The following is a 19,987-nucleotide window of genomic DNA, read 5'->3' as shown; positions in this document are numbered from 1 at the left end:
GGGTGGTCAGTTCCCTTCGCGGTCGGCGGTGTCGAGGATCGCGGGCAACGCGGTCACGAAGTTCTCGGCCTGCTGTTCGGTCAGGATCAGCGGCGGCGCGAGCCGGATCACGTCGGATGCGGCGGCGTTGACGAGGAAACCGGCGTCGCGGGCGGCGGTCTCCACGGCCGGCGCCTTCGGGGCGGCGAGCACGACGCCGAGGAGCAGCCCGGAGCCACGCACGTGGGAGACGAGCGGATGCCCCAGTTCTTCGATGCCGGCCGCGAGGGTCTTGCCGACGGCGTTCACGTGGTCGAGCAGGCCCTGCTCGTCGATGGTGCGCAGCACCGCGAGAGCCGCTGCCGCGCACACGGGGTTGCCGCCGAAGGTGGTGCCGTGCTTACCGGGCTGGAACAGCTCGGCCGCGGGCCCGGTCGCGAGGACGGCACCGATGGGCAGCCCACCGCCGAGCCCCTTGGCGAGAGTCATCACGTCGGGGACGATGCCCGTCGCCTGGTGGGCGAAGAAGGTGCCGGTGCGGGCGATGCCGGTCTGGACCTCGTCGAGCACGAGTAGGGCGCCACGCTCGGTGGTGATGCGGCGCGCGCCGGCGAGATAGCCCTCGGGGGGAACCACGACGCCGGACTCACCCATGATCGGTTCGAGGAAGACGGCGGCGGTGTTCTCGTCGACCGCGGCCTCGAGGGCGTCGAGGTCGCCGTAGGGCACGAACTCGACGCCGGCGGGCATCGGTTCGAAGGGCGCGCGCTTGTCGGGCTGGCCGGTGAGTGCGAGCGCGCCCATGGTGCGCCCGTGGAAGGCCTTCTCGCACGCGATGATCTTCGGCCGTCCGGTGAGCCGTGCGATCTTGAACGCCGCTTCGTTCGCCTCGGTGCCGGAATTGCAGAAGAAGGCCCGGCCCTCGTGTCCGAAGCGGTCGAGGAGTTTCTCGGCGAGTTCGAGCACCGGCGGCGAGGCGTACAGATTCGAGACGTGGCCGAGCTGGTTCAGCTGCGCGGTCACGGCCTCGATGATCGCCGGGTGGCGATGGCCGAGGCTGTTGACGGCGATGCCGCCGAGCAGGTCGAGGTACTGCTTGCCGTCGGCGTCGGTGAGGACCGCGCCGTCGCCGGCGACGAGCGCGATCTTGGGCACGCCGTAGTTGTGCATCAGGGAACCCGCCCAGCGCTGCTGCAGGTCGGACGTGCCGGTCATGCGGGACCTTCCTGGTCGGAGCCCGGCACCACCATGGTGCCGATGCCTTCTTCGGTGAACAGTTCGAGGAGCACGGAGTGCGGCTGACGGCCGTCGATCACGTGGGCGGTGGGCACTCCGCCGGTCACGGCCCGCAGGCAGGCCTCCATCTTGGGAACCATGCCGGCGTCGAGTGAGGGCAGCAGCGCGGCGAGGGAGTCGACGTCGATCCGCGAGGTGAGCGAACTGCGGTCGGGCCAGTTCGTGTAGAGCCCCTCGACGTCGGTGAGCACGACCAGCTTCTCCGCGCCGAGCGCTTCGGCGAGGGCCGCGGCGGCGGTGTCGGCGTTGATGTTGTGCACGACGCCGTCGGCATCGGGTGCGATGGTGGAGACGACGGGGATACGACCGGCTGCGATGAGGTCGAGCACAGCGGTGGGATCGACGGTGGTGACATCGCCGACGAGGCCGATGTCGGTCTCCTCGCCGTCGACGACGACGGTGCGCCGGCTGGCGGTGAACAGTCCGGCGTCCTCACCGGAGGTGCCCACGGCGTAGGGACCGTGGCTGTTGATCAGTCCGACGAGTTCGCGTCCGACCTGACCGAAGAGGACCATCCGGACGACGTCCATGACCTCGGGAGTGGTGACGCGGAAACCACCGCGGAATTCACCTTCCATGCCGAGTCGTTTCAGCATGGCGTTGATCTGCGGTCCGCCGCCGTGCACGACCACGGGATGGATGCCGACCGTGCGCAGGAACGCCATGTCGGCGGCGAAGGCGGCCTTGAGGGTGTCGTCGACCATGGCGTTGCCGCCGTACTTGACGACGACGATCTTGTCGCGGAACTTCTGCAGCCACGGCAGGGCCTCGGCGAGGACGAACGCCTTCTGGTGCGAGGTCAGGTCCGCGATGAGCTGGTCGGTCACACTCTCTCCTGTGCTGTCTCCGGTGACGACGCCGGGTCCGGTCACGACGAGTACGCCGAGTTCTCTTCGACGTAGGCGTGCGAGAGGTCGGTGGTCCGGATGGACACCTGCGCGTCGCCGAGGCCGAGGTCGATGTCGAGGGCGATGTCGCCGGCCGAGAGGTCGACCTCGCGGGCGCCCGGTGCGCCGATTCCGTCGATGCACACGGGATTGCCGTTGAACGACACCGAGATCCGGTCGGGATCGAGTTCGATCGGGGCGATGCCGATGGCGGCGAGGACGCGTCCCCAGTTCGGGTCGGAGCCGAACAGGGCGGTCTTGACCAGGCTGTCGCGGGCGACGGTGCGGGCACCGATGAGGGCGTCGGCTTCGCTGACGGCGCCGCGGACGGTGACGGTGACCCGCTTGGTGACGCCCTCGGCGTCGGCCATCATCTGCTCGGCGAGGTCGTCGCAGACGGCGAGGACGGCGGCGTTCAGCTCGTCCTGGCTCGGCGCGACGCCACTGGCTCCGGAGGCGAGGAGCAGCACGGTGTCGTTGGTGGAGGTCGCGCCGTCGACGTCGAGCCGGTCGAAGGTGAGCCGGGTCGCGTGACGCAGCGCGGTGTCGAGTTGCTCCGCGGTCGCGACGGCGTCGGTGGTGACGACACACAACATGGTGGCCAGGGCGGGAGCGAGCATCCCCGCTCCCTTCGCCATGCCACCGACGTTCCACTTGCCGGCGTGGTGCAGGGCGGCCTGCTTGGGGACGGTGTCGGTGGTCATGATGGCGTAGGCGGCGTCGGTTCCGCCGGAGATGCCGCCGGCGAGTTCGTGGACGACTTCCTGCACACCCGAGAGGACCTTGTCCATCGGCAGGCGGTCGCCGATCAGCCCGGTCGAGCACACCGCGACCTCACCGGCGCCGGTGTCGGTGCCCCAGTTGCTGAGCGCCTCGGCGACGGCCTCGGCGGTGGCGTGGGTGTCCTGGAATCCGCCGGGGCCCGTGCAGGCGTTCGCGCCACCGGAGTTGAGGATCACGGCGCGCAGTCTGCCGGCGGTGAGGACCTGCGCCGACCACAGGACCGGCGCGGCCTTGACCTTGTTGGTGGTGAACACCCCGGCCGCGGCGAGTTCGGGGCCCTCGTTGACCACGAGGGCGAGATCCTGCTTGCCGGAGGCCTTGATGCCGGCGGGGATCCCGGCGGCACGGAAGCCGGCGGGGCTGGTCACACCCTGGGTGCGGATCAGCCGGCCACCGGCGACGCGGGCGGCGTCGGTGTAGATGTCGTCGGCGTACTCGTCGGCGGTCACGGTGCGACTCCCACGGTGGTCAGGCCTGCGGTCTCGGGCAGGCCGAGCGCGAGGTTCATCGATTGCACGGCGGCACCGGCGGTGCCCTTGGTGAGGTTGTCGAGGGCGGCGATCACGACGAGCAGACCGGCGTCGGCGTCGACCGTGACGGCGATCTGGACGGCGTTGGAACCGACGACCGCTCCGGTGGTGGGCAGCGCACCCTCCGGCAGGATCTGAACGAACGGCTCGTCGGCGTACGCCTTCTCGTAGACCGCGCGTGCTTCGGCGGCCGTCACCCGGGTGGGCGCGGTGCAGGTGGCGAGGATGCCGCGTGGCATGGGGGCGAGGACGGGGGTGAAGGACACCCGCACGTCGGTGCCCGCGAGGGCGGACAGGTTCTGCTTGATCTCGGGGGTGTGCCGGTGGGCGCCGCCGACACCGTAGGCGCGCACCGAGCCCATCACTTCGGAACCGAGAAGATCGACCCTCGGGGACTTGCCCGCCCCGGAGGTACCGGAGACCGCGACGACCTGCACGACGGGTTCGACGATGCCCGCGGCGACGGCCGGGGCGAGCGCGAGGGAGGCGGAGGTCGGATAGCAGCCGGGGACCGCGATGCGGGTCGCGCCGACGAGCGTGTCGCGCTTGCCGGGCAGTTCGGGCATGCCGTACGGCCAGGTGCCGGCGTGATCGCTGCCGTACCAGCGCTGCCAGTCGGCGGCGTTCTCGAGACGGAAATCGGCGCCGCAGTCGATCACCACGGTGGTGTCGGGCAGCTGCTCGGCGAGCACGGCGGAGTGGCCGTGTGGAAGGGCGAGGAAGACGACGTCGTGTCCGAGGAGGGTGTCGAGGTCGGTGGCGCCGAGGACGCGGTCGGCCAGCGGCAGCAGGTGGGGGTGGAATTCACGCAGCGTGGCACCGGCGTTGCCGCCGGCGGTGAGCTCTCCGATGACGAGGGAGCCGTCCTGGTAGGCCGGGTGGCCGAGGAGCAGGCGCAGGATCTCGCCGCCCGCGTAGCCGCTGGCGCCTGCAACGGCGACCCGCAGTGGCGACTCGGGGGTCGCGGTGAATGCCGGTGAAATACCCATACGAATGATTATGCACTCTTATGCAAATCGTTTCATATCCGGGTCCCTGCCGGACGGTTCACTCCGACCGCAGCGACCGCCGGATCTCCGCGAGCCGCTCCGCGGCCGCCGCCCGGCGATCTTCGTACTGCTCGTCGAGGCTGCGACCCGGACCGCTCGCGTGTGCCAGTTCCTCGGCCCCGAGCGCGGTCGCCGACCGCTGTTCGATCTTCTCACGCACCGAGTCGAAGGTCGGCACCCCGTCGGCGGTGTAGCCGGTGATCTCCTCGACCGTGGGGGCATGGAACTCGCCGGCCGGTCCGCCGTCGGGATCCGGCATCGGCTCGGGTTCGATCGGCGGCACGTCCGGGATGTCCGGACCCGCCGGTACATCGGGCACCGACGGCGTGTCCGGGCCGGCCGGAGTCACATCCGGTACGGGCTGCTCCGGGGTGTCCGGCCGGTCCGGCGTGGGCTCAGGGGTGGACTCGTCCGTGCTCATGTATCCAGGCTACGTCGCAGGACACCCCGCCCGCTCCCCCGACGTGAGGACGGTGATCGGCGCACCACCTCGGCGCCGGCCGGGTTCACCTCCGGGCGAGGCCGGAACGCGCCGCAGCCAGCCCGCCGAGCGCGATGCTCACGACTCCCAGCGCCACCGCGACGACCGCACCGACCACACCGTTTCCGGTGCCGGGTCCACCGGCCGCATTGGCGCCGTGCAGTACCCCTGCCACCACACCGAGGAGACCGAGAACCAGCGCGGACACAACGAGAGCCGGACCGGTCCGGCGGGCACGAGCCAGCGCCACGCTTCCGGCGACGACTCCGATCGCGGTCAGCACGGCCGCCGCAGTGGGCACGGCCCGGCCGACGCCGAGGCGGTACCCGGCAGCGAGCGCATCGACGTTCGCTGCCGCCGATTGGGTGAACATCCCGAGTGCGGACATGTCGATTCCTTTCACCCGGCACGGCGGCATCGCACCGGCCGGCCCTTCCGAAGGAGTAGAGACATCTCGATGGTCACGCCTCGGACCGGAGCGTGTCGTGGGCCGCCGAGCGTCGGTACATACGCGAACGGGCGTGGATCGAGCGCGCCGATCCGCGCTTCTCGTCGTAGACGCCGTCGCTGCCGAAGGGCATCGTCTCCGGTTCCGGAAATCTATGATCGCTGCATGCGTGCTCGCGTCACGTCGGTCCGGCCGCCCGTGTAGGCGCAGGACGTGGTGGTCGCGATCTTCGTGACGGTGATGCAGGTCCAGGGAACGATCGTTCGCAACAGCGACGGATCCGAGGTGGTGCTGCGACCCCTGTCCGAGCCCGGCGGTCTCGGTTATCTTCTCCTGATCGCCAGCGGTGCGATCCTGGCCGTACGCCGCACATGGCCCGTACCGGTGTTCGTCGTGACGGCCGTGTGCAGCGGCGTCTACTACGCCCTCGATTTCCCGGACGGTCCCGGCTGGCTGGGCCTGTTCGTGGCCGTCTACACCGTGACCTCCCGGGGCGACGGGCGCCGGTCGTTGACGGTGGTCGCGGTCGGGATCGCGGCGCTGACCGCGATATGGCTGGTCGCCGCCGCCGATGTCGAGCCCCCGGCTGCGATCGGCTGGGTGTTCTTCCGTATCGGCGCGTCGATCATGAGCGCGGCCCTCGGAGAGAGTGTGCGGTCGCGGAGGGTCGTTGCCGCTGATGCTCTCGAGCGCGCCGAACGGGCCGAGCGCACCCGCGAGGACCGAGCCCGGGCGCTCGTCGACAGCGAGCGCCTCCGGATCGCCCGCGACGTGCACGACACCGTCGCTCACGCCATCGCCGTCATCAACGTCCAGGCCGGCGTCACCGCGCATGTCCTCGACAAACGGCCGGAGCGGGCGCGGGAGGCACTCGAGACGATCGAACACACCAGTTCCCGTGCCCTGCAGGAGATGCGGATGATTCTCGGCGTTCTTCACGACGACGGTGACGGTCGCGTCCCGCGTCCCGGACTCGGGCAACTCGACGAACTCGTCGCGCAGGCGCGCGAGGCCGGACTCGTCGTCGAGGTCGAGACGAACGCGCCGCCGCCGCACTTCCCCGGCACCGTCGACAGCGCCGTCTACCGGATCCTGCAGGAGTCGCTCACCAACGTGATCCGCCATGCGGGACGGACACGGGTCACGATCGCGCTGACCTACGGCGCCGATTGCGTCGAGGTCCGGGTGGAGGACGACGGCCGGCGGGTGGATTCGGGGGCGGTCGGTGCGCCGGACGAAGGTGGGCGCGGCATCGCCGGAATGCGCGAACGGTGCCGGCTGCTCGGCGGCGACCTGCGCGCCGGGCCCCTCTCCGAGGGTGGCTTCGCCGTCCTCGCCCGGATCCCGGTGGCGCCGAACCGAACGGCATCCCTGTGAACGCGGCCGGCGGTCGCCGTCCGATCACGGTGCTCCTCGCAGACGACGAGCACCTGGTGCGCTCCGGCTTCCGGATGTTGCTCGAGGTCGAGGACGACATCGAGGTGGTGGGGGAAGCCACGACCGGTTCGGAAGCCGTGGAGCGGGCACGGGCGCTGCGTCCGGATGTCGTGCTCATGGACATCCGCATGCCCACGATGGACGGCATCGAGGCCACCCGGCACATCGCCGCCACGAACGGACTGGACCGGGTACGCATCCTGATCCTCACGACCTACGACACCGACGAGTACGTGGCCGAAGCTCTCGCTGCGGGCGCCGGGGGCTTTCTGCTCAAGGACGCGGGCCCGACCGAGCTCCTGCACGGGATCCGTGTTCTCGCCGCGGGCGAAGCGTTGCTCGCCCCTCGGATCACCCGCCGCCTCATCGCCGGGTTCATCGCGCGACGCACGGCGGATCGGCGGGCGGAGGAACGACTGGCGGTTCTCACCGGCCGCGAGCGCGAGGTGCTGGCGCTGGTGGGGCGGGGAATGAGCAACGCGGAGATCGGCGCCGCACTGTGCCTGAGCCCCGCCACCGCCCGCACCCATGTCAGTCGTGCCATGGGCAAACTCGGCGCGCGCGACCGCGCCCAACTCGTCGTGGTCGCCTATTCGACCGGACTCGTGCGCCCCTAGCTGTGTCGCCTCAGGCGCGCAGCTGCGCCCCGACGGCCGAGGTGGCCGCGGCCACGGCCGCATCGCGCGCCGCGCTGGCCTCGTCCTCGGTGAGGGTGCGGTCCGCGGCCCGGAAACGCAGGGCGAAGGCCAGAGACTTGCGGTTCTCCCCCACCTGGGCGCCTTCGAAGACGTCGAACAGGCGGATGTCCTCGAGCAGGTCGCCGCCACCCGAACGCAGGGCGCGCTCGACGTCCGCCGCCGGCACCGCCGCGTCGACCACGACTGCGACATCCTGGAGGACCGCCGGGAACGGCGAGACCACCGGAGCCGGAAGAGATTCCACGATCGGCAGAGCATCGAGATCGAGCTCGAAAGCGCAGGTGCGGGCAGGCAGCCCAGCACGCTCGATCACGGCCGGATGCAATTCTCCGGCGTGACCGACGACCACTCCGTCGACGAGCAGTTCGGCGCAGCGGCCGGGATGCCACGGCAGGTACTGCGCGGCGCGGCGCTCGAGCTCGACCCCGGCGGCGCGCGCCACCGTCTCCGCGGCGGCGAAAGCGTCGAACGCATCGGCGGCCCGGCCCGGCCCCCACGGTCCGGCCGGCTCGCGCAGGCCGGCGAGCACACCACCGACGTGGACAGGTTGCGCCGGCAACGACCCTTCGAGCAGGGCGATCTCGTCGTCGCTGGGACGACGGTCCACCGGCAGGGCCTGCACCGGGGTGGTCTCCGGGGTGGGCCGGACGACCTGGGCGATCGCGTACAGGGACAGATCCCGCTGCCCGCGGGAGACGTTGCGCCCGAGGATCTCGAGCAGCCCCGGCAGCAGGGTGGTCGCCAGTTCGGGGCGGTCGGCCTCGAGCGGGTTGAGGACCTTCGTGGTCACGCGCCGCGGATCGTCGGCGTCCAGTCCCCAGATGTCGAACACACCGGCGGGCAGGAAGACGGGGGCGAGGACCTCGACGTAGCCGTCGTAGGCCAGCGCACGGGAGACCGACCGGCGCCGCTTCTGCGTGGACGTGAGCCCGCGACCGGCAGGGGCGGTGGGCAGCACGGAGGGGATCTGCTCGAGCCCTTCGAGGCGGAGGACCTCTTCGACGAGATCCGCGGGCTGGCGCAGGTCGGGCCGCCACGACGGCGGCGTGACGACGAGCTGGCCGTGGCCGTCCGCTCCGACACCGACCTCGACGGCGCACCCGATCTGGGTCAGCCGCCGCGCGGCGGTGCCGTTCGGATAGGCCACCCCCGCCATGCGGTCCGGCAGATCGATGTCCATGCGGATCTGCGCGGTCTCGGTGGGCACGACGATGTCGGTGAGCGTCGGCTCGACGCGACCGCCGGCGATCTCGACGAGCAGGGCCGCGGCGCGGTCGAGCGCGACCCGAGCGATCGCCGGGTCGACGGTGCGCTCGAAGCGCTTACCGGCCTCGCTGCTGAGCTTGTGGCGGCGGTTACCGCGGAAGACGGCCAGCGGATCCCAGGTGGCCGCTTCGAGGAGCACGTCGGTGGTCGTATCGCTCACCTCGGTGGTGGCGCCGCCCATGATGCCCGCGAGCGAGATGACGCCGGACTCGTCGGTGATGACGACGTCCTCGGGATCGAGCTCGCGCTCGACACCGTCGAGGGTGGTGAGCTTCTCCCCCGCGCGGGCGCGGCGCACCACGATCTCGCCCTGCAGCGTCGCGGCGTCGAAGGCGTGCAGCGGCTGCCCGAGTTCGAGCATGACGTAGTTGGTCACGTCGACCGCCGGCGAGATGGGCCGCACCCCCGCGGTGAGCAGACGGCGCTGCATCCACCACGGGGTCACCGCCTTCGGGTCGATGCCGGTGACGCGGCGGGCGGCGAAGCGGGTCGCGTTCGTCTCCGCGTCGAGGCGGATCGGATAGGCCTCGCCACCGTCGGCGGGCAGCGGCAGGACGTTCGCGGGGTCGACGAACTCGAGGTCGAAGCCGCACGCGAGTTCGCGGGTCAGACCGCGGACCGAGAAGCAGTAGCCGCGGTCCGGGGTGATGTTGAGTTCGATGACGGTGTCGCCGAGCCCGAGCAGGTCGTTGGCGTCGGTGCCGGGTTCGGCGCTGCCGGGTTCGAGCACCAGGATGCCGGAATGGTCCTTGCCGATCCCCAGCTCGGACAGCGAGCAGATCATGCCGTCGGAGATGTGCCCGTAGGTCTTGCGGGAGGCGATGGCGAAGTCGCCGGGCAGCACGGCGCCGGGCAGTGCCGCGACGATCAGGTCACCCTCGGCGAAATTGCGGGCACCGCACACGATGCCGCGGGGTTCGGCTTCACCGACGTCGACCTTGCAGAAGCGGATGGGCTTCTTGAACTCGGTGAGTTCGGTGATCTCGACGACCCGCCCGACCTTGAGGTTGTCGATGCGACCGAGAGTCTCGATGTCCTCGACCTCGAGTCCGACCCGGACGAATCCCGCGTCGAGTTCCTCGGCGGTGACGCTCCACTCCGGGGTGGCGCGCTGCAGGATCTCGGTCAGCCAGGACTGCGCTACTCGCACTTGTGCTCAGCTCTTTCGTTCGGTCGTCGGTCGGTGGAGAACGGTCTCGTGATCGGCGGTGGTCAGCCCTGCACGCCGAACGGCAGGGTGAAGCGCACGTCGCCTTCGACGATGTCGCGCATGTCGGAGATGCCGTTGCGGAACTGCAGGGTGCGTTCGAGGCCCATACCGAAGGCGAAGCCGGTGTAGACGTCGGGGTCGATCCCGGAGGCGCGCAGCACGTTCGGGTTGACCATGCCGCAGCCGCCCCACTCGACCCAGCCCGCGCCGCCCTTCTTGTTCGGGAACCACACGTCCACCTCGGCGGACGGTTCGGTGAACGGGAAGTAGTTCGGGCGCATCCGGGTGCGGGTGTCGGGGCCGAACAGGGCACGGGCGAAGGCGTCGAGGGTGCCGCGCAGATGCGCCATGGTCAGGCCCTTGTCCACGGCGAGACCTTCGACCTGCGAGAAGACCGGGGTGTGGGTGGCGTCGAGTTCGTCGGTGCGGAAGGTGCGGCCGGGGCACACCACGTAGATCGGGATGTCGCGGTGCAGCATCGTGCGGACCTGGACCGGTGAGGTGTGGGTGCGCAGGACCTGCCGCGAGCCCTCCGGGGCGATGTGGAAGGTGTCCTGCATCGTGCGCGCCGGATGGTCGGGCAGGAAGTTCAGGGCGTCGAAGTTGAAGTGCTCGGTTTCGACCTCCGGGCCTTCGGCGACCTCCCAGCCCATCGCGACGAAGACGTCCGCGATCTCGTCGGAGATGATCGAGATCGGGTGGCGGGCGCCGAGTCCGTGGCGGGTGGCGGGCAGGGTGACGTCGACGGCCTCGGCGACGAGCACCGCGGCGTCTCGTTCGGCCTGCAGGGCGGCCTTGCGCTCGTCGAAGGCGGCCTGCACGGCGGTTCGGTGCGCGTTGACCCGCTTGCCCGCGTCGGCGCGTTCGTTTCCGGGCAGCGAGCCCAGGGCACGCTTCGCGAGGGAGATGGGGGCCTTGTCGCCGAGGTGGTCGATCTTCGCCTGGGCAAGTGCGTCGAGATCGGACGCCGCGGCGAAGGCGTCGATCGCGGACTTCTCGGCGGCGGCGAGCGCGTCCTCGGTCAGGGCGCTCGGATCGACTGCCGGCGGGGTGCCGCCCTCTTTCTTGGCCACGACCGGTGCAACTCCTTCTTCGGACGAACGGGTGATCTCTCCAGGCGCGGTGCGGGCCGGAGCCCGCGGTGCACCGGAGAAAATCCTATGTGATGGGTCGAGCGGCCCGATGCTGCACCCGCGCGCTCGCGTACAGGCAGATCGATGCGGCGGTGGCGAGGTTGAGCGATTCGGCGCGGCCACGGATGGGGATTCGGACGCGATGGTCGGCTCGGGCGGCGACCTGGGGGTCGAGTCCGTGGGCCTCGTTGCCGAACAGCCACGCGGTGGGTGCGGCGAGCAGGTCGTCGGCGTCGTCGAGGTCGATCTCGCCGTCGGCGGCGGTCGCAAGGATCTGCACGCCGGCGTCGGTGAGGGCGGCCAGGACCCGGTCGGTGTCGCGTTCGCGGGCGACCGGCAGGTGGAAGATGCTGCCGGCCGAGGAGCGCACGCACTTGCCGTTGTGCGGGTCGACGCTGTCGCCGGCGAGCACCACGGCGTCGGCGCCGACTGCGTCGGACACACGGATGAGTGTGCCGGCGTTGCCGGGTTCGGCGACGGCGACCGGCACGGCGAGCAGCCGCGACCGGGGCGTCACCGCTTCGGCGAGCGGCACGTCGAGGGTGTCGCACACGGCGACGAGACCGGGCGGGGTCACGGTGTCGGACAGCCGGGCGGCGGCGCGTTCGGTGACGAACCCCACGCGCACACCGCGACGCCGGGCGTCCTCAACGATCGGGGCGTAGCGGGCCGCGGCGGCGTCGGTGACGAACAGCTCGTGGACCCGGGCGGCGGCGAGCGCCTCGGCGACCGAGTTCTCGCCTTCGGCGAGGAACCGTCCGGTCTTGCGGCGCTCGGCGGTACGGAGCAGTTTCACAGCAGAAACGACCCGTGGGGTGCGCTCGGTGAGCGTGTCCACGGGTCGTTCCTGGGTGTTGTCGTGGCTCAGAGCAACCCTCAGGCAGCCGGAGCGTTGACGTCGGCCGGAAGCGCAGCCTTGGCGACGGCGACGAGGCCGGCGAAGGCCTCGGCGTCGGAGACGGCGAGCTCGGCGAGGATCTTGCGGTCGACCTCGACACCGGCGGCCTTGAGGCCCTGGATGAAGCGGTTGTAGGTGATGTCGTTGGCGCGAGCAGCGGCGTTGATGCGGCTGATCCACAGCTTGCGGAAATCACCCTTGCGGGCGCGACGGTCGCGGTAGGCGTAGGTCAGCGAGTGAAGCTGCTGTTCCTTGGCCTTGCGGTACAGGCGCGAGCGCTGCCCGCGGTAGCCCTTCGAGGCCTCGAGAATCGAACGACGCTTCTTCTGGGCGTTGACGGCCCTTTTCACGCGTGCCACTGGTTATGTCCTGTCAGAGTTCGGGGGACGAGCGGTCCGTCCCCGGTGTGGATCGGTCGGAGAGGCTCAGAGCCCGAGCATGCGCTTGACACGCGGGGTGTCGGCGTCGGAGACGACGGCCTTGCCGTCGAGACGACGCGTCACCCGCGAGGACTTGTGCTCGAGCAGGTGGCGGCGACCCGCCTTCTGGCGCAGGACCTTCCCGCTACCGGACACCTTGAATCGCTTCGCGGTGCCGCTGTGGGTCTTCGACTTGGGCATGGAGTCCTCAGTTCTTGTCGTGTGCGTACATCGGTGCTCACGGACAGCACCGGATGTGCTGCCTGAGCGGGCTAGTTGCTCTGGGCGTCGCCCGTTTCCGGAGCCGGCGCGGCCTCCGTGGACGGGGCGGCGGAGGCTGCCGGGCGCGGAGCGGCCTGCGCGGGTGCGGCCTGCGCGGCTTCCTGGGCCTTCGCGCGGGTCTTCGCACCCTTGTGCGGGGCCAGCACCATGGTCATGTTCCGGCCGTCCTGCTTCGGACTGGTCTCGATGAAGCCGAGCTCGGCGACATCGGCGCCGAGGCGCTGCAGCAACCGGAATCCGAGTTCGGGGCGCGACTGCTCGCGGCCACGGAACATGATGGTGACCTTGACCTTCGAGCCGGCTTCGAGGAAACGCACGACGTTGCGCTTCTTGGTCTCGTAGTCGTGGTCGTCGATCTTCGGGCGGAGCTTCTGCTCCTTGATCACGGTCTGCTGCTGGTTCTTGCGCGATTCGCGCGCCTTCTGCGCGGCCTCGTACTTGAACTTGCCGTAGTCCATGATCTTGCAGACCGGCGGCCGGGCGTCGGGTGCCACCTCGACGAGGTCGAGGTCGGCTTCGATTGCCAGGCGGAGGGCATCTTCAACACGCACGATTCCGACCTGTTCACCGCCGGGTCCGACGAGTCGGACCTCGGGAACACGGATGCGTTCGTTGATGCGGGTCTCAGCGCTGATGGGGCCTCCTAGGTAGAGCGGTGTGGTCGGTCTGACCGCACCGCAGCACGTGGCCCTACTCCTCGACAAGAAGACCCCGCTGTGGTGCCGAGGCTCCACGCGGGGTCCGATACCGACCGGTCGACGGGACGCAACTCGCGTTACGCGATCCGCACCGCCCCGAGTGAGAGGCGGACGTCCGGGGCATTCACGCCTCGGAGGACCGGACCTCTGAGCTGCATCGATGTGCCGCCAGAGGTGGGAGTCGGACTCCACTTTGCTGCCCACGGTGGATCCCCGCGGGCGGTCGTGAAGAACAGTCTAACAAAAATGCACGTCGGCGACGAATCATGCCGGGCCGAACCCACCCGCCCCGCGCCCGCCCTGCCGGTGATGGGATGCTCGACAGCATGACGGACGCTCCCGAGACCCCCGGTCAGGACGCTCAGACCCCCGATCAGGACGCTGCGACCCAGGATGTTCGCGAACTCGCCGACATCCCGGCCGTCGAGGTGATCAGCCGCGCCGCGGTGATGCTCATGAGTTCGGCGGCCGAGAAGCTCGGTCTCGCCGATCCCGATCCCGACGAGAGCGAACGGCGCGACCTCGACGAGGCCCGCCGCGTGATCACCGCCCTCGCCGGTCTGATCACCTCGTCGGTGGAATATCTCGGCCCGCACGCGGGCCCGCTGCGCGAAGGCCTGCAGGCGCTGCAGCGGGCCTTCCGCGAGGCATCCGCGGTGCCCGACGAGCCCGGCAAGGGGCCGGGCGAGAAGTACACCGGTCCGGTCTACTGAGTTCGGCGCCCGCCGGCCGCCCGACCGGGGTGGTCAGCGCGCGGCAGGGGGTTCGTCCCACGATCGCAGCCGCCGCAGCAGCGCACCCTTCTTCCGCTGATGTTCGCTCATCCGGTGCAGCACGTCGTCGAGGAAACGCACGGCGAGATCGACGTACGGCCCCTTGTTGAGCATCACGCATTCGGCGCGACCCGACGCCGCGGCATCGGTGATCTCGGCGCGGGACGGCCGGCCGGTGCGGGCGAGCCGGTCGAGCACCTGCGTCGCCCAGATCACCGGCACGTGCGCGGCCTCGCACACCCACAGGATCTCCTCCTGAACCTCGGCGAGGCGGCCGTAGCCCGCTTCCACGGCGAGGTCGCCGCGCGCGATCATCACCCCGACCCGCGGCGACTGCATGGCCGCGAACAGGATGGCGGGTAGATTCTCGAACCCCGAGACGGTCTCCACCTTCAGGATCACCCCGAGGTGCTCCCCGCCGAGTTCGGCGAGCCGGTCCTGCAGAAGTGCCACATCGTCGGCGGAGCGTACGAACGACAGGCTCACTGCGTCGGCGTGGCCCACGACGAACGGCAGGTCCCGCAGATCGTCGTCGGTGAGTGCCGACAACTGCAGGTCGGTATCGGGCAGGTTGATGCCCTTCTCCGCCCGGAGTTTGCTGCCCTTCAGGTCCGCATCGGTGATGCGCACCCGCAGAGCGTCGGGTCCGGCGCCTTCGATCACTCCCCCGATGCGGCCGTCGTCGAAGAAGATCCGATGACCGACGCGGGTGTCCTCGAAGACCTGCGGCAGAGTGCATCCGATCCGGAGTGTTCCGGCATCGGGATCGGCCGGGGCCGTGTCGCGGTCGAGCACGAGTTCGTCGCCGATCCTCACTGTCATGGCACGGCTGCGGGTGGGAAGGCCTCCGACCTCGGTGGCGTCCTCCCCCACCCGCAGCGGCGTGCCGGGCACGAGATAGGCGGTGTCCGCGAGTTCGACCGTGACCGCCGATCCGATGTCGACCACGACGAACGCCCGTTTCGCACCACGGCTGTCGGCGAACACGATCCGGTCGCCGCGATGTCGCCGGCCCAGCCACGCCGCGTCGGTCACGGGGATCGCGGGTGGTGCGTCCGGAGCCGGCGCACCACCGTCTGCCGCCGGGTGCACGAGTCGCGCCTGCACGGGACGAACCGTGCGCCCCAAGGCATCCCGAATCGGTTTGAGTTTCACCACGGCGGGCCCCGGAACGACCGCGCCGGTACGCAGTTTCGGTCCGGCCAGATCCATCGTCACCGTCACCCGCCGTCCGCAGGCGCGCTCGGCACGCCGCACGTGGGCGATCATCCGGTCCCACGCGTCCGGACCGTCGTGGGCACAGTTGATCCGCACGAGTTCGGCGCCGGCGGCGACCACCCCCGCGACGACCGCGCCGTCCTCGGCCGCCTCGGACGGGAGCGTCACCATGATCCGGGTCCGCCGGTCCCCGGCGGCAGCGCCGAGCAGGGCCTCCGCGTTGCGTTCGAGCAGACGCTCACCGTCGTCGAACCCCACCGGAGGTGGAGGAGGAGGGTTCTCGGGCAGGTCGGCGAGGCTCGCCACCGCACGGCATACCGCGTCGACGGAGGCGAGCACGTGCGCTTCGGCCCGACCGAGCGACGACAGTCCCCACGAGGCGAGATCGTTCTGCAGCGAACGGATGTCGTAATGCCGCAACGCGACGTAGTGGGCGAGATTCTCCGCCGAGCCGCGATGGGCCGGATGTGCACGGGTCCATCGGTCGTCGGCGGCCGCTGCCGCGACGAGACGCGCGCGCAGGTCGTCGAGCGCACGGGCGATCGCAGGCAGATCGGTCACGAAATCCACGATAGGCCCGCCGGATCGCGGGACTGTTACAGCAGATCGAACAACCTACCGGCGCCCGATCCCCCGAGGATCGGGCGCCGGGACGGCGATCATCCGGCCGCTGCCACCTTCTTCCGGGAGGTCTTCGCCGCGGAATTGGTGGACTTCGCCGCGGTTGCTTTCGTGGCACCCGACTTCGTCGCGGCCGACTTCACGGCGCGCTTCCGCGCGGGAGCGGGTGTGGGTTCGGCAGCCCGGCCGTCGAGGACCTCGGCGAGGAAACGACCGGTGTAGCTCTCCTCGACGGTGACGACCTCTTCCGGCGTGCCCTGCGCGACCACCGTGCCGCCACCGGAACCGCCTTCCGGTCCCATGTCGATGACCCAGTCGGCGGTCTTGATCACATCGAGATTGTGCTCGATGACGATGACCGTGTTGCCCTTGTCGACGAGACCGTTGATCACACCGAGCAGCTTGCGTATGTCCTCGAAGTGCAGGCCGGTGGTGGGCTCGTCGAGGATGTACGCGGTGCGCCCGTTGGACCGCTTCTGCAGTTCGGCGGCGAGTTTGACGCGCTGCGCCTCACCACCGGAGAGGGTGGTCGCCGGCTGGCCGAGACGGACGTATCCGAGACCGACCTCCACCAGGGTGTTGAGATAGCGGTGGATGGAGGTGACCGGCTTGAAGAACTCGGCGGCCTCCTCGATCGACATGTCGAGGACCTCGGCGATCGTCTTGCCCTTGTAGTGCACCTCGAGGGTCTCGCGGTTGTAGCGGGCGCCGTGGCACACCTCGCACGGCACGTACACATCGGGCAGGAAGTTCATCTCGATCTTCAGGGTGCCGTCTCCGGAGCACGCCTCGCAGCGGCCACCCTTGACGTTGAACGAGAAACGGCCCGGCTGGTAGCCCCGCACCTTCGCCTCGGTGGTGGATGCGAACAGCGTCCGGATCTTGTCGAACACACCGGTGTAGGTCGCGGGATTGGACCGCGGCGTGCGGCCGATGGGCGACTGGTCGACCTGGACGAGCTTGTCGAGCTGGTCGAGTCCGTTGATGCGGGTGTGCCGTCCCGGAACCTGCCGCGCGCCGTTGAGCTTGTTGGCCATCACGGTGGCGAGGATGTCGTTGACGAGTGTCGACTTGCCCGATCCGGAGACACCGGTGACACAGGTGAGCACCCCGAGCGGGAACGACACGTCGATCTCTCGCAGGTTGTTCTCGCGGGCGCCGACCACGGTGACCTGACGCCCCTTGTCCACCGTCCGGCGGCTGTCGGGGATCTCGATCTCCTCGCGCCCGGACAGATAGGCGCCGGTCAGCGAGTCCGGATTGTCGAGCAGCTCCTTGTAGGTGCCGCTGTGCACGACCTTCCCGCCGTGTTCGCCCGCCCGCGGTCCGATGTCGACCACCCAGTCGGAGGCACGCACCGTGTCCTCGTCGTGCTCGACGACGATGAGCGTGTTGCCCAGATCACGCAGCCGCGTGAGGGTATCGATGAGCCGGCGGTTGTCGCGCTGGTGCAGACCGATGGACGGTTCGTCGAGCACGTACAGCACGCCGACGAGACCCGAACCGATCTGGGTGGCGAGGCGGATGCGTTGCGCTTCACCGCCGGACAGGGTTCCGGCGGCACGGGAGAGCGTCAGGTAGTCGAGGCCGACGTCGAGGAGGAAGCCGAGCCGCGCTTGGATCTCCTTGAGGACCTGCCCGGCGATCGCGGCCTCCCTCGTACCGAGGACGAGGCTGTCGAGGAAGCGGGCGCACTCGGCGATCGACAGGTTGCTCACCTCGGCGATGGATTTGGGACCGAAATCGCCTGCCGAGACCGTCACCGCCAGGATCTCGGGACGCAGGCGGGCGCCCTCGCAGGTGGGACACGGGATCTCCCGCATGTATCCCTCGTAGCGCTCCTTGGCCTGATCGGACTCGGATTGTTCGAGCCGCCGGTGCAGGAACGGCATGACGCCTTCGAACTCGGCGTAGTAGGAACGCACGCGTCCGTAGCGGTTCTTGTACCGCACGTGCACCTGCTCCGTGCTGCCTTCGAGCACGGCCTTGCGCACCTTGGCGGGCAATTTCCGCCAGGGCGTGTCGATGTCGAAGCCCATGACGTCGGCCAGGCCGGAGAGCAACCGGCCGAAGTACTCGGCGCTCTGGCCCATCGACCATGGGGCGATCGCGCCGTCGGCGAGGCTCAGATCCGGATCGGGGACGACGAGGTCGGGGTCGACCTCCTTGCGCACGCCGAGACCGGCGCATTCGGGGCACGCACCGTACGGCGAGTTGAACGAGAACGATCGTGGTTCGAGTTCGTCGATGGACAGCGGGTGCGAGTTGGGGCACGCGAGCGTCTCGGAGAATCGCCGTTCGCGGTCGGGGGCGTCCTCCTCGCGATCGACGAAGTCGAGCACGACGACGCCTTCGGCCAGTCGCAGCGCGGTCTCGATCGAATCGGTGAGACGTTGCTGGGCACTGGGCTTGACGGCGAGGCGGTCGACGACGACCTCGATGTCGTGTTTCTCCTGTTTCTTCAGCTTCGGCGGATCCGACAGCGGATACACGACGCCGTCGACACGCACTCGGGAGTAGCCCTGGATGGTGAGCTGCTCGAACAGGTCGACGAACTCGCCCTTACGGGTCCGCACCACGGGCGCGAGGACCTGGAAGCGGGCGCCGGGTTCCATCTCGAGCACCTGATCGACGATCTGCTGCGGCGTCTGCCGGGAGATCTTCTCACCGCACACGGGGCAGTGCGGGGTACCCGCGCGCGCATACAGCAGGCGGAGGTAGTCGTAGACCTCGGTGATGGTGCCCACCGTGGACCGCGGGTTGCGGTTGGTGGATTTCTGGTCGATCGACACCGCGGGTGAGAGGCCCTCGATGAAGTCCACGTCGGGTTTGTCCATCTGCCCGAGGAACTGCCGGGCGTAGGCCGACAGCGACTCGACGTAGCGGCGCTGGCCCTCGGCGAAGATGGTGTCGAACGCGAGGCTCGACTTGCCCGAACCCGACAGTCCGGTGAAGACGATCAGACTGTCGCGCGGCAGATCCAGGTCGACACCACGCAGGTTGTGTTCCCGGGCTCCTCGCACGATCAGGCGGTCTGCCACGCCACATCCTTCCTGTAGACAAGGCCGGAGTTCGGCCCTCAGCCATGGTAGGCGCGGGTACCGACACCTTCCGGGTGCACGGATCCGCGGCCGCCCTCACGGGTGGTACTCGCGGACGGCTGCGCGACGGTAGTTTTGGCGTCATGACGCAGCAGCCCGTGATCATCGAGGACAACTACACCGGCGACGTGACTCCCGGCGGACCCGCGCAACGCCGGAGGATTCCCGGAGCGAGCATCGTCAAACTCGCGGTCGGCGAGATGAACAACAACACCTATCTCGTCACCGACGACGCGACCGGTGGTTCCGTGTTCATCGACGCCGCAAACGAACCCGAGCGTCTCGTGCAGTTCCTCCGCGAGAGCGCGCCGAAGCTCGAGCTGATCGTCACCACCCACCAGCACTGGGATCACTGGCAGGGACTCGAGCGGGTGGCCGCGGCGACCAGGGTGCCCACTGCGGCGCATGCGCTCGACGCCGGCCCGCTGCCGGTGTCTCCGGACCGGCTCCTGTCCGAAGGCGACACCGTGCAGATCGGTGAGCTGAATCTCGAGGTGATCCACCTCGCAGGTCACACCCCGGGCTCGGTTGCGCTGGTCCTGACCGAACAGGGCACCGGGCGCAAGCACATCTTCACCGGCGACTCGCTGTTCCCCGGCGGGGTCGGCAAGACGCCCGACGACGAGGCCTTCCGCTCGCTGCTCGGCGACGTGGAGTCGAAGATCTTCGATCGGTTCGACGACGAGACGGTCTTCTATCCCGGGCACGGCAAGGACTCCACCCTCGGCGTCGAACGCCCGCATCTGGGCGAGTGGCGAGAGCGGGGCTGGTAGGCCTCCC

18 protein-coding genes are annotated in these 19,987 nt (G+C 69.7%); 4 read left to right on the top strand and 14 right to left on the bottom strand.

The window, feature by feature from the left end; genetic code table 11:
• Window positions 1-6 precede the first annotated feature (6 nt).
• From MOM01_RS15695 to MOM01_RS15670, 6 genes are all read right to left on the bottom strand, one after another.
• Window positions 7-1,194 (bottom strand): acetylornithine transaminase, encoded by a 1,188-nt coding sequence (locus tag MOM01_RS15695; protein WP_241386341.1) that lies wholly within the window; start codon window positions 1,192-1,194, stop codon window positions 7-9.
• A complete protein-coding gene (gene argB, locus MOM01_RS15690) occupies window positions 1,191-2,102 on the bottom strand; it encodes an acetylglutamate kinase (protein WP_241386340.1) in 912 nt (303 codons plus the stop codon). The genes MOM01_RS15695 and argB overlap by 4 nt, the downstream gene beginning before the upstream one ends.
• A 41-nt stretch (window positions 2,103-2,143) precedes the next feature.
• The gene (argJ, locus tag MOM01_RS15685) at window positions 2,144-3,394 is read right to left on the bottom strand and encodes a bifunctional glutamate N-acetyltransferase/amino-acid acetyltransferase ArgJ (RefSeq protein WP_241386339.1); all 1,251 of its coding nucleotides are present in this window, start codon (window positions 3,392-3,394) and stop codon (window positions 2,144-2,146) included.
• On the bottom strand, window positions 3,391-4,464 hold the full coding sequence (gene argC / locus MOM01_RS15680) for an N-acetyl-gamma-glutamyl-phosphate reductase (protein ID WP_241386338.1): 1,074 nt from the start codon (window positions 4,462-4,464) through the stop codon (window positions 3,391-3,393). The genes argJ and argC overlap by 4 nt, the downstream gene beginning before the upstream one ends.
• Before the next feature lie 58 nt (window positions 4,465-4,522).
• The gene (locus tag MOM01_RS15675) at window positions 4,523-4,945 is read right to left on the bottom strand and encodes a PspA/IM30 family protein (protein WP_241386337.1); all 423 of its coding nucleotides are present in this window, start codon (window positions 4,943-4,945) and stop codon (window positions 4,523-4,525) included.
• A gap of 85 nt (window positions 4,946-5,030) precedes the next feature.
• The gene (locus MOM01_RS15670; RefSeq protein ID WP_241386336.1) at window positions 5,031-5,393 is read right to left on the bottom strand and encodes a DUF6223 family protein; all 363 of its coding nucleotides are present in this window, start codon (window positions 5,391-5,393) and stop codon (window positions 5,031-5,033) included.
• A gap of 273 nt (window positions 5,394-5,666) precedes the next feature.
• Between MOM01_RS15670 and MOM01_RS23365 the strand changes: the two genes are divergently transcribed.
• Both MOM01_RS23365 and MOM01_RS15660 read left to right on the top strand, forming a co-directional pair.
• The gene (locus tag MOM01_RS23365; protein WP_241386335.1) at window positions 5,667-6,830 is read left to right on the top strand and encodes a sensor histidine kinase; all 1,164 of its coding nucleotides are present in this window, start codon (window positions 5,667-5,669) and stop codon (window positions 6,828-6,830) included.
• Window positions 6,827-7,507 (top strand): response regulator transcription factor, encoded by a 681-nt coding sequence (locus tag MOM01_RS15660; RefSeq protein ID WP_308196996.1) that lies wholly within the window; start codon window positions 6,827-6,829, stop codon window positions 7,505-7,507. The genes MOM01_RS23365 and MOM01_RS15660 overlap by 4 nt, the downstream gene beginning before the upstream one ends.
• Before the next feature lie 10 nt (window positions 7,508-7,517).
• Here the strand turns inward: MOM01_RS15660 and pheT are convergent, their stop codons facing one another.
• The 6 genes from pheT to infC all read right to left on the bottom strand — a co-directional run bounded on the left by pheT (window position 7,518) and on the right by infC (window position 13,500).
• Window positions 7,518-10,004, bottom strand: a complete 2,487-nt coding sequence (gene pheT, locus MOM01_RS15655) for a phenylalanine--tRNA ligase subunit beta (protein ID WP_241386334.1) — start codon at window positions 10,002-10,004, stop codon at window positions 7,518-7,520.
• Between the two features lie 62 nt (window positions 10,005-10,066).
• Window positions 10,067-11,137 carry a phenylalanine--tRNA ligase subunit alpha gene (gene pheS / locus MOM01_RS15650; protein WP_241386333.1) on the bottom strand — a complete coding sequence of 357 codons (1,071 nt, stop codon included), beginning with the start codon at window positions 11,135-11,137 and terminating at the stop codon, window positions 10,067-10,069.
• 85 nt (window positions 11,138-11,222) lie between these two features.
• Window positions 11,223-12,035 (bottom strand): TrmH family RNA methyltransferase, encoded by an 813-nt coding sequence (locus MOM01_RS15645; protein ID WP_241386332.1) that lies wholly within the window; start codon window positions 12,033-12,035, stop codon window positions 11,223-11,225.
• A gap of 38 nt (window positions 12,036-12,073) precedes the next feature.
• The gene (rplT, locus tag MOM01_RS15640; protein WP_006553977.1) at window positions 12,074-12,454 is read right to left on the bottom strand and encodes a 50S ribosomal protein L20; all 381 of its coding nucleotides are present in this window, start codon (window positions 12,452-12,454) and stop codon (window positions 12,074-12,076) included.
• A 66-nt stretch (window positions 12,455-12,520) separates the two neighbouring features.
• The gene (rpmI, locus tag MOM01_RS15635; RefSeq protein WP_016935462.1) at window positions 12,521-12,715 is read right to left on the bottom strand and encodes a 50S ribosomal protein L35; all 195 of its coding nucleotides are present in this window, start codon (window positions 12,713-12,715) and stop codon (window positions 12,521-12,523) included.
• 71 nt (window positions 12,716-12,786) lie between these two features.
• On the bottom strand, window positions 12,787-13,500 hold the full coding sequence (gene infC, locus MOM01_RS15630) for a translation initiation factor IF-3 (RefSeq protein WP_241386331.1): 714 nt from the start codon (window positions 13,498-13,500) through the stop codon (window positions 12,787-12,789).
• A gap of 320 nt (window positions 13,501-13,820) precedes the next feature.
• Here infC and MOM01_RS15625 point away from each other — a divergent pair, with 320 nt between their 5' ends.
• A complete protein-coding gene (locus MOM01_RS15625) occupies window positions 13,821-14,207 on the top strand; it encodes a DUF1844 domain-containing protein (RefSeq protein ID WP_241386330.1) in 387 nt (128 codons plus the stop codon).
• A gap of 33 nt (window positions 14,208-14,240) precedes the next feature.
• Here the strand turns inward: MOM01_RS15625 and MOM01_RS15620 are convergent, their stop codons facing one another.
• Together MOM01_RS15620 and uvrA are read right to left on the bottom strand one after the other, a co-directional pair.
• Window positions 14,241-16,046: a pyruvate kinase gene (locus MOM01_RS15620; RefSeq protein ID WP_241386329.1), complete on the bottom strand. Its 1,806-nt coding sequence runs from the start codon at window positions 16,044-16,046 to the stop codon at window positions 14,241-14,243.
• A gap of 98 nt (window positions 16,047-16,144) precedes the next feature.
• Window positions 16,145-19,147 (bottom strand): excinuclease ABC subunit UvrA, encoded by a 3,003-nt coding sequence (uvrA, locus tag MOM01_RS15615; RefSeq protein WP_241386328.1) that lies wholly within the window; start codon window positions 19,145-19,147, stop codon window positions 16,145-16,147.
• 143 nt (window positions 19,148-19,290) lie between these two features.
• Here uvrA and MOM01_RS15610 point away from each other — a divergent pair, with 143 nt between their 5' ends.
• The gene (locus MOM01_RS15610) at window positions 19,291-19,980 is read left to right on the top strand and encodes an MBL fold metallo-hydrolase (protein ID WP_241386327.1); all 690 of its coding nucleotides are present in this window, start codon (window positions 19,291-19,293) and stop codon (window positions 19,978-19,980) included.
• Window positions 19,981-19,987 lie beyond the last annotated feature (7 nt).

The organism is Rhodococcus sp. CH91 (genome assembly GCF_022554085.1).
Classification (GTDB): Bacteria; Actinomycetota; Actinomycetes; order Mycobacteriales; family Mycobacteriaceae; genus Rhodococcus.
This window is presented reverse-complemented; position numbering and strand designations above follow the sequence as displayed.

Coding starts and splice junctions, on each gene's coding strand:
- MOM01_RS15610 (WP_241386327.1), top strand. CDS start 19,291: ATGACGCAGCAGCCCGTGATCATCGAGGACAACTACACCGGCGACGTG.
- MOM01_RS15695 (WP_241386341.1), bottom strand. CDS start 1,194: ATGACCGGCACGTCCGACCTGCAGCAGCGCTGGGCGGGTTCCCTGATG.
- MOM01_RS15670 (WP_241386336.1), bottom strand. CDS start 5,393: ATGTCCGCACTCGGGATGTTCACCCAATCGGCGGCAGCGAACGTCGAT.
- MOM01_RS15625 (WP_241386330.1), top strand. CDS start 13,821: ATGACGGACGCTCCCGAGACCCCCGGTCAGGACGCTCAGACCCCCGAT.
- rpmI (WP_016935462.1), bottom strand. CDS start 12,715: ATGCCCAAGTCGAAGACCCACAGCGGCACCGCGAAGCGATTCAAGGTG.
- argC (WP_241386338.1), bottom strand. CDS start 4,464: ATGGGTATTTCACCGGCATTCACCGCGACCCCCGAGTCGCCACTGCGG.
- MOM01_RS15675 (WP_241386337.1), bottom strand. CDS start 4,945: ATGAGCACGGACGAGTCCACCCCTGAGCCCACGCCGGACCGGCCGGAC.